The sequence below is a fragment of the Methylobacterium planeticum genome (assembly GCF_008806345.1).
Lineage (GTDB): Bacteria > Pseudomonadota > Alphaproteobacteria > Rhizobiales > Beijerinckiaceae > Methylobacterium > Methylobacterium planeticum.
This window is the reverse complement of sequence record NZ_VZZJ01000040.1, coordinates 23,299-31,214: the sequence shown is the minus strand read 5'-3', so window position 1 is coordinate 31,214 and position 7,916 is coordinate 23,299. Positions and strand designations below refer to the sequence as shown.

The 7,916-nt window shown below is 70.0% G+C and carries 7 protein-coding genes; 1 reads left to right on the top strand and 6 read right to left on the bottom strand.

Annotation, left to right across the window (positions count from 1 at the left end):
• Window positions 1–528 (top strand): fumarylacetoacetate hydrolase family protein (locus F6X51_RS25580; RefSeq protein ID WP_210250345.1); only part of this gene is annotated, 528 nt, incomplete at its 5' end.
• 28 nt (window positions 529–556) lie between these two features.
• Here the strand turns inward: F6X51_RS25580 and F6X51_RS25575 are convergent.
• The 6 genes from F6X51_RS25575 to kdpB form a co-directional block, all read right to left on the bottom strand.
• Complete coding sequence (locus F6X51_RS25575; RefSeq protein WP_246697007.1) at window positions 557–967, bottom strand: tellurite resistance TerB family protein; 411 nt, start codon at window positions 965–967, stop codon at window positions 557–559.
• A 227-nt stretch (window positions 968–1,194) separates the two neighbouring features.
• A complete protein-coding gene (locus tag F6X51_RS25570) occupies window positions 1,195–1,656 on the bottom strand; it encodes a PTS sugar transporter subunit IIA (protein WP_150966682.1) in 462 nt (153 codons plus the stop codon).
• 31 nt (window positions 1,657–1,687) lie between these two features.
• On the bottom strand, window positions 1,688–2,434 hold the full coding sequence (locus tag F6X51_RS25565) for a response regulator (protein WP_150966681.1): 747 nt from the start codon (window positions 2,432–2,434) through the stop codon (window positions 1,688–1,690).
• On the bottom strand, window positions 2,431–5,148 hold the full coding sequence (locus F6X51_RS25560; protein WP_150966680.1) for a sensor histidine kinase: 2,718 nt from the start codon (window positions 5,146–5,148) through the stop codon (window positions 2,431–2,433). Before F6X51_RS25560 ends, F6X51_RS25565 begins: the two co-directional genes overlap by 4 nt.
• Before the next feature lie 9 nt (window positions 5,149–5,157).
• The gene (locus tag F6X51_RS25555; protein ID WP_150966679.1) at window positions 5,158–5,763 is read right to left on the bottom strand and encodes a K(+)-transporting ATPase subunit C; all 606 of its coding nucleotides are present in this window, start codon (window positions 5,761–5,763) and stop codon (window positions 5,158–5,160) included.
• Window positions 5,764–5,786: 23 nt separating this feature from the next.
• Window positions 5,787–7,877, bottom strand: a complete 2,091-nt coding sequence (gene kdpB / locus F6X51_RS25550; RefSeq protein ID WP_150966678.1) for a potassium-transporting ATPase subunit KdpB — start codon at window positions 7,875–7,877, stop codon at window positions 5,787–5,789.
• Window positions 7,878–7,916 lie beyond the last annotated feature (39 nt).

Below are 7,916 nucleotides of genomic sequence, written 5' to 3'. Positions count from 1 at the left end.
CTCCTTCAGGGTTCAGGATGCCCGAAAAACTCGCGCTTAGCGCGGACCAGTTTGCTGGGTCAGGGTCAACCATTCTCGGACGAGGAGCCGTTGACCGCTGGGAACGCCGCCGGGACCTGCCTTGCATGCCGGCTCGACCTTCACCTGCTCGGGCGCCGCACTGCCGCGCCGATCCTCTTGGATGAACGGGTGGCCACCGCCGACCTCGGACTCGACATCGCGCACGTGGCGGGACCGTGGATCGAGGGCTGGGCGGCGACCGACCTAGCGGCGAGCGAGGCGAGCCTCGCCATAGACGGCAACGTCGTCGCGCGAGGGCATGGGCAGGACGTGCTTGGCGATCCGTTCGCCGCGGTGGCATGGCTCGCGCGCCGCCTGGCCGACCAAGGCTCAGGGCTGAGCGCCGGCGACCTCGTCTCCATGGGCAGTTGCAGTTGCAGTTGCACGGGCCTGGCGCAGGTGCTGCCCGGCCAGACCCTGCTGGGCGGGTTCGGAGACCTCGGCGCGGTCTCGCTCAGGCTTTGCTGAGCGACCGCGCTGGCCGGCGCCGCCACGGTCAGCGGTCGAGCACGGCCCGGTCGTTCTTGGCCACCAGGGTACGGAAGTAGGGCGTCAGGTCGCTTTCCGTCAGCCCAAAGGCTTCCGCGAACTGCATGATCAGGCGCTGCTCCTCCGGCTCGGCCTCGCCGTCCGACATCGCGCTGTCGATCATGTTCAGGATGATGCAGAGCTTCTGTTCCGGCCGCAGGTTGGGCGCGGCGTCCGTCAGGAACTGGGCTGGCTGGGTGGAGCGGGTGTAGCGCAGGGCCCCGTCGAGTTGCTGGCGCGTCGCGTTGCGCCCGAGGACCGACATGAGGTGGCCGATCTCCTCCGGGTCGATCTCGCCGTCGGAGGCCATGCAGTAGAGCAGGGAGACGGCGAGGCAGTTCCGGGGCGTCAGGTCCAGGGACGTTTGAGACTTGAACATATTGAACATCGAGTAACATCTCCGCACGGCGCTAAGCGTATACGCCACAATGGAGATCTGATATTGCAAATCATTTGATTTGTCGATCAGCTTGATTTGATACAGATACGATCTTTTATTTGAGATGGCGGGGATGATTGCTCAAGACAATACGTGCCGACCGTGACAGTAGCGCAACGGAGCCAGAACCCATGCAGGTCGAGACGCCCTATCGGCGGGGCACCTCCTCATGCCTTGGTGAGGCTGCGGCCGGTCGCCAGCGCGTAGAGGCCGATGACGTCGCGGGCGCCGCGCAGCGCCGCCGCGGTCTCCGGGTCCCGCAGCCGCCGCGCGACGCAGGCCAGCGCATGCAGGTGCTCCCCCCCACTGCCCGTGGGCAGGAGCAGCAGGAACACGAGGTCGACGGGCTGGTCGTCGACCGCCTCGAAGTCGAGCGGATCGCGCAGTCGCGCCAGGATGCCGTAGGGCCGTTGGACGGTGTCCAGGCGCGCGTGCGGCAGGGCCACGCCATCCCCAACCCCGGTCGAGCCGAGGTTTTCGCGCCTGAGGAGCGCCGGGAGGATCTCGCCGACGTCGATGCCAAGCGCGTCCGAGGCGCGCCGGGCCAGATCTTCCAAGAGGGCCGCTTTGCCGGAAGCGCGGAGGCCGACGACCACGTCGGTCGGCGCGAGGATCTCGTCGACGGTCATTGCGTCGACCGGCGGCATAGGGGATCGGCCATCAGGGGCTCGTCTCCGTCGCAGGCGGCCTGACGTCGTTGGCCGCCCGCAGCTTGAGGTTCGGTTCGTCGTCGGGTGCGCGCAGGCGATAACCGACCCCGGTCTCGGTGAGAAGGATGCGCGGGCGCTCGGGGTCGGTCTCCAGCTTCTGCCGGAGCTGTCGCATGTAGACCCGCAGGTACTGCGGCTCGGACGAGACCGAGACCTCGTGCATCAGTTGGGCGTGGGTCAACACCTTGCCGGCATGCAGCACCATCACACGCAGGAAGTCGTACTCGCGCGGGGTCAGCTTCACCTCGGCGTCGTCGACCTTCACGATGCGGCGGACAAGGTCGACCGAGAGGCCGTCGACCCGGAAGACCGGACGCTCGCCCCGGGCCGCGAGTTGGTGGCGCAGGGCCGCCCGGAGCCGTGCCAGCAGCTCGGCCATACCGAAGGGCTTGGTGACGTAATCGTCCGCCCCGAGGTCGAGCGCCTCGACCTTGCCGCCCTCGTCGACGCGGCTCGACAATACCACCACGGGCAGGCCGGGATGGCTGACGCGGATCGCGCGCAGAAGGTCGTGGCCGCGCATGTCGGGCAGGCCGAGATCGAGGATGACGAGGTCCGGGCTCTCGCGGCCGAGCACCTCCAGGGCGGTCGCGGCGTTCGGGGCCTCCAGAATGGCGTAGCCCTGCGTGGCGAGACCCATGCGCAGGAGCTTGCGGATCGGGGGCTCGTCGTCGATGACCAGGATGGTCGGGCTCATGCGGCGATGTCCTTCGGCGCGGTCCGGGCCGGGACCGGCAGGGTGACGGTGAAGGCTGCCCCGAGGCGGTCGGGGCGATTGCCGGCGGTGACAGTGCCGCCCATCGCCTCGACGAAGCCGCGGGAGATGGCGAGGCCGAGCCCCGTGCCGGCGCGGACCCGGTCGCTCTTCCGAACCCGGTAGAACTTGTCGAACACGCGCTCGACGTCCCCCGCCGGCAGGCCGTCGCCCTCGTCCAGCACCTCGATGCGGACCTGGCTGCCATCCTGGCGAGCCCTGACCGTCACGGTCGAGCCCTCGGGCGCGTACTTGGCGGCGTTGTCGAGCAGGTTGACCAGGACCTGCTCGAACAGGACCGGGTCGAGCTGCAGGATCGGCAGGTCGGGGGCCATCTCGACCGCGACCCGGTGACCCGCCAGGATCTTCTGGGTCCGTCGCAGGGCGGTGTCGACGGTCTCGGCCACGTCCTGGGGCGCGAGGTTCGGCGCCACCGCGCCGGCTTCCAGCCGGGTCATGTCGAGGAGGTTCACGATGAAGCGATTCAACCGCTCCGATTCCTCGATGATGGTCGCCAGGAGTTCGGTCTTCGCCTCCGGCGGCAAGGCCGCGTCGAGGTCGCGCAGCGTGCTCGCAGCCCCGAGCACGGAGGCCAGTGGCGTGCGCAGGTCGTGGCTGATCGAGGTCAGCAGGGCTTGGCGCAGGCGGTCGGTCTCGGCGGCCCGCTCGGCCCGGTCGAGATCCTCGACGAGGCGCACCCGCTCGATGGCAAGGGCGCCCTGGTCGGCGAGGGCATCGAGGAGGCGGCGCCCCTCCGGCGTCAGGATCGGGCCGACACCGCCCGCGTCGAGGCCGATCACCCCGATGGTGCCCCGGCCCGTCCTCATGGGCAGGAAGAGGCGCTTGGCACCAGGCAGGGTATCGGCGCCGCGGCCCGCCGGCCGGTCGTTGTCGAAGGTCCACTGCGCGGCAGCGAGGTCGGCCTCGTCCAGCATGTCCTCCGGCGGGTAGCCGGCCCGGACCGTGACGGCCTTGCCCTCGGGCAGCAACAGGACGACGCGCACCTTCAGCATGACCGCGACCTGGGCCGAAGTGGCCCAGAGCACGTCGTCGAGCGAAGCGCAGCCCGCGAGCTTGCGCGAGAAGCCGTAGAGCCGCTCGGTGGACTTGGCGCGGCCCTGGCTGACCATCGCGGCCAGACGCGCCCGGGCCGCGAGGTTCGAGACCAGCACGGCGACCAGGGTGAAGAGCAGGAACGCGGCGACGTTGGTCGGGTCGGCGATGGTGAAGGTGTAGACCGGCGGCAGGAAGAAGAAGTTGTAGGACAGCGAGGCAGCCACCACCGCCGCGAGCGACGGCCCCAGTCCCCAGCGTACGGCCACCGCGACGACGGCGGTCAGCAGCATGAGGTCGGCGTTCTCGACGCCGGTATAGGGCTGGAGCAACACGGCGAGGCCGAGCCCGGCGGCGGTCGCGATGAGGGCCAGGGCGTAGGACCGGAGATCGAATGACCTGGGCGGGGCGACGGTGGCCACGGACCGACGAGACGCCGCCTCGGCCGGGACGGCCTCACCTGCCACCACGTGGACGCTGATGGTGCCGCTGCGGCGCACGAGGTCGTGCACGACCGAACCGTTGATCAGTTCGAACAGCCAGGATCGCGTCGCCTTGCCAACCACGATGTGGTTGACGTTGGCCGAGCGGGCGTAGGCCAGCACGTCGTCGGCGATGCGGCGGCCGCCCGGCAGGGTCATGGCGTCGCCCCCGAGCCGGTCGGCAAGCCGCAGCGCCTCGGCGATCCGGTCACGCTCGGCCTCGCCGAGGGAGGCGGATCGGGCCCCTTCGATGGACAGCGCCGTCCAGGGCGCGTGCAGGCGGTCGGCGAGCCGCTTGGCGTACCGCACCAGCCCCGCCGAGCGCGGGTCCTCGCTGATGCAGACCAACACCCGCTCTCCCGCCGCCCAAGGGCCGGGAATCGCGTTGGCCCGCATATGGCTGATGAGCTCGTCGTCGACCCGGTCGGCCGTGCGCCGGAGCGCCAGCTCGCGGAGCGCCGTCAGGTTGCCGCGCGAGAAGTAGTGCTTCAGGGCCCGCTCGGCGTTGGTGGGCAGGTAGACCTTGCCCGCCTTCAGCCGCTCGATCAGGTCGTCCGGGTTGAGGTCGACCACCTCGATGTCGTCGGCCCGGTCGAGGACCCCGTCCGGCACGGTCTCGCGCACCCGGATGCGGGTGATGGAGGCCACCACGTCGTTGAGGCTCTCGACGTGCTGGATGTTCAGCGTCGTCAGGACGTCGATGCCGGCGTCGAGCAGTTCCTCGACGTCCTGGTAGCGCTTCGGGTGGCGCGAGCCCGGCGCGTTGGTGTGGGCGAGCTCGTCGACAAGTGCCAGGGCAGGCCGCCGCGCGAGCAGCGCGTCGAGGTCCATCTCCTCCAGGGTCGTCCCGTGGTAGGGAACGGCCCGACGCGGTATGACCTCGAACCCGTCGACCAGGGCCTCGGTCTCGGCCCGGCCATGGGTCTCGACCACGCCGACGACCACGTCGGCGCCGGCCTTGAGCTTGGCCCGGCCGACGGTGAGCATCTCGTAAGTCTTGCCGACGCCGGGGGCGGCGCCGAGGAAGACCTTGAGCCGGCCGCGGGTCCGCTCCTCGCGCCGCGCGGCTTCGAGCAGCGCGTCGGGCGAGGGGCGGTTCGGGTCGCGGCCGGTCTCGGGCATGGTGTCCGCTCAGCGCTTGGCGAGGTCGTCCAGGGCGAGGTTGAGCGCCAGGACGTTGACGCGGGGTTCGCCCAGGAGGCCGAGGGTGCGCCCCTCGACCCTGGACGTCACCAGCTCGCGCAGCTTGTCCTCAGGCAGGTTGCGGGCCCTGGCGACGCGCGGCACCTGGAACAGGGCCGCCTCCGGCGAGACGTCCGGGTCGAGCCCCGAGCCGCTCGTCGTGACGAGGTCGACCGGAACCGGCTGGTTCGGGTTCTCGGCCTTCAGGGTGTCGAGCTCACCCTTCACGCGCTCGGCGAGCGCCGCGCTTGTCGGGCCCAGGTTCGAGCCCGCGGAATTGGCGGCGTTGTAGGGCGCCGGCACGGCCTTCGCGGCATCGGCCGGGTCGGCCGCGGTCGTGGCCGAGGGCCGGCCGTGGAAGTAGCCGGCACCCGTGAAGGATTGCCCGATCAGGCTGGAGCCGACGACCTTGCCGTCGCGCTCGATCAGGCTGCCGGCGGCCCTGGCGGGGAGGACCGCCCCGGCGATGCCCGTGATGGCAAGCGGGTAGGCGAGGCCCGTGACCGCCGTCATGGCGATGAGGAGGACGAGGGCGGGACGAAGCTGGTTCAGCATGGCCGGTCTCCTTGGACCTTCGTTCAGGCGAGATGGAGTGCGGTGACGGCGAGATCGATGGCCTTGATGCCGAGGAAGGGCACCAGGACGCCACCGAGCCCGTAGATCAGCAGGTTGCGCCGCAGGAGCGAGGCGGCCCCCACGGGTCGGTAGGTCACCCCCTTCAGGGCGAGCGGGATCAGCGCCACGATGATCAAGGCGTTGAAGATGATCGCCGACAGGATCGCGCTCTGGGGCGAGGCGAGGCCCATGACGTTGAGCGCCTGCAAGGGCGGGTAGAGCGTCAGGAACATGGCCGGGATGATGGCGAAGTACTTCGCCACGTCGTTGGCGATCGAGAAGGTCGTCAGCGCGCCCCGGGTCATCAGGAGCTGCTTGCCGATGCCGACGATCTCGATGAGCTTCGTCGGATCGGAATCGAGGTCGACCATGTTGCCGGCCTCGCGGGCCGCCACCGTTCCGGTGTTCATGGCGACGCCGACATCCGCCTGGGCCAGCGCCGGGGCATCGTTGGTGCCGTCGCCGCACATCGCCACCAACTTGCCCTCGGACTGCTCTTTGCGGATCAGCGCGAGCTTGTCCTCCGGGGTCGCCTGGGCGAGGAAGTCGTCGACCCCAGCCTCCGCGGCGATGGCGGCGGCGGTCATCGGGTTGTCGCCGGTGATCATCACGGTGCGGATGCCCATCCGGCGCAGCTCCGCGAAGCGCTCGCGGATGCCACCCTTCACGATGTCCTTGAGGTAGACCACGCCGAGCAGGCGCCCGTCCTTCGCCACGGCGAGCGGCGTGCCGCCGGCCTTGGCGATCTCCTCGGCGATGGCCCGGATCTCACCCACGACCTCAGTCTCGGCGGCGGGGTGGTAGGCGAGCGCCGCGCTGGACCCGCGGGTGGCCATCGGCTGTCCCGAGACGGAGGCGATGACGGCGTCGACCGCGCCCTTGCGGATGGACGCCTCCTCCAAGTCAACACCCGACATGCGCGACTGCGCCGTGAACGGCACGAAGCTGGCGTTGAGGCTCGCCATGTCGCGGGCGCGGATGCCGTACTTGTCCTTGGCCAGCACCACGATCGAGCGGCCCTCCGGGGTCTCGTCGGCGAGCGAGGCGAGTTGAGCGGCGTCGGCCAGATCCTGTTCGGTGACGCCGCGGACGGGCCGGAACTCCGTCGCCTGGCGGTTGCCGAGCGTGATGGTGCCGGTCTTGTCGAGCAGCAGCGTGTCGACGTCGCCCGCGGCCTCCACGGCGCGGCCGGACATGGCGAGGACGTTGAAGCGCACGAGGCGGTCCATGCCGGCGATCCCGATGGCCGAGAGCAGTGCGCCGATGGTGGTCGGGATCAGGGTGACGAACAGGGCCACGAGCACGATGACCGGGATGGACCCGCCGGCGTAGCTCGCGAAGCTCGGGATGCTGGCGACGGCGAACACGAACACGATGGTGAGGCCGGCGAGCAGGATGTTCAGCGCGATCTCGTTCGGGGTCTTCTGGCGAGCCGCGCCCTCGACAAGCGCGATCATGCGGTCGACGAAGGTCGAGCCGGCCGCGGCCGTGATTCTGACTTGGATCTCGTCCGATAGAACTTGGGTGCCGCCGGTCACCGCCGAGCGGTCACCACCCGATTCCCGGATGACGGGAGCGGACTCGCCAGTGATGGCCGCCTCGTTCACGGAGGCGACGCCCACGATGACTTCGCCGTCGGAGGGGATCAGGTCGCCGGCCTCGACCAGCACCACGTCGCCGACCTTGAGGCTCGTGCCGGGGACGCTCTCGTAGCTGCGGCCCTGCCCGGTCAGGCGCTTGGCCGTCATCTCGGTGCGGGTGCGCCGGAGGCTGTCGGCCTGGGCTTTGCCGCGGCCCTCGGCCAGCGCCTCGGCAAAGTTGGCGAAGATCAGGGTGAACCAGAGCCAGAGGATGATCTGGCCCGAGAAGAACAGGCCGCTCGCGCCCGTGGCGAGGTCGCGGAGGAAGAGCACGGTGGTCAGCGCCGCCACGACCTCGACCACGAACATGACCGGATTGCGGATCATGGCGCGCGGGTCGAGCTTGCGGACCGATCCGAGGAGCGCGGGCCCGACCAGGGCGGCGCTGAAGAGAGAGGAATTCTTGCGGGACATGGGTCTTCGGTGTCCGGAGAGGGCGGGGAGACCCGGCGA

What these genes read in the sequence shown, in the direction of transcription:
- F6X51_RS25555 (WP_150966679.1), bottom strand. Translation starts at nt 5,763, where the DNA reads ATGCTGAACCAGCTTCGTCCCGCCCTCGTCCTCCTCATCGCCATGACG.
- kdpB (WP_150966678.1), bottom strand. Translation starts at nt 7,877, where the DNA reads ATGTCCCGCAAGAATTCCTCTCTCTTCAGCGCCGCCCTGGTCGGGCCC.
- F6X51_RS25565 (WP_150966681.1), bottom strand. Translation starts at nt 2,434, where the DNA reads ATGAGCCCGACCATCCTGGTCATCGACGACGAGCCCCCGATCCGCAAG.
- F6X51_RS25570 (WP_150966682.1), bottom strand. Translation starts at nt 1,656, where the DNA reads ATGACCGTCGACGAGATCCTCGCGCCGACCGACGTGGTCGTCGGCCTC.
- F6X51_RS25575 (WP_246697007.1), bottom strand. Translation starts at nt 967, where the DNA reads ATGTTCAAGTCTCAAACGTCCCTGGACCTGACGCCCCGGAACTGCCTC.
- F6X51_RS25560 (WP_150966680.1), bottom strand. Translation starts at nt 5,148, where the DNA reads ATGCCCGAGACCGGCCGCGACCCGAACCGCCCCTCGCCCGACGCGCTG.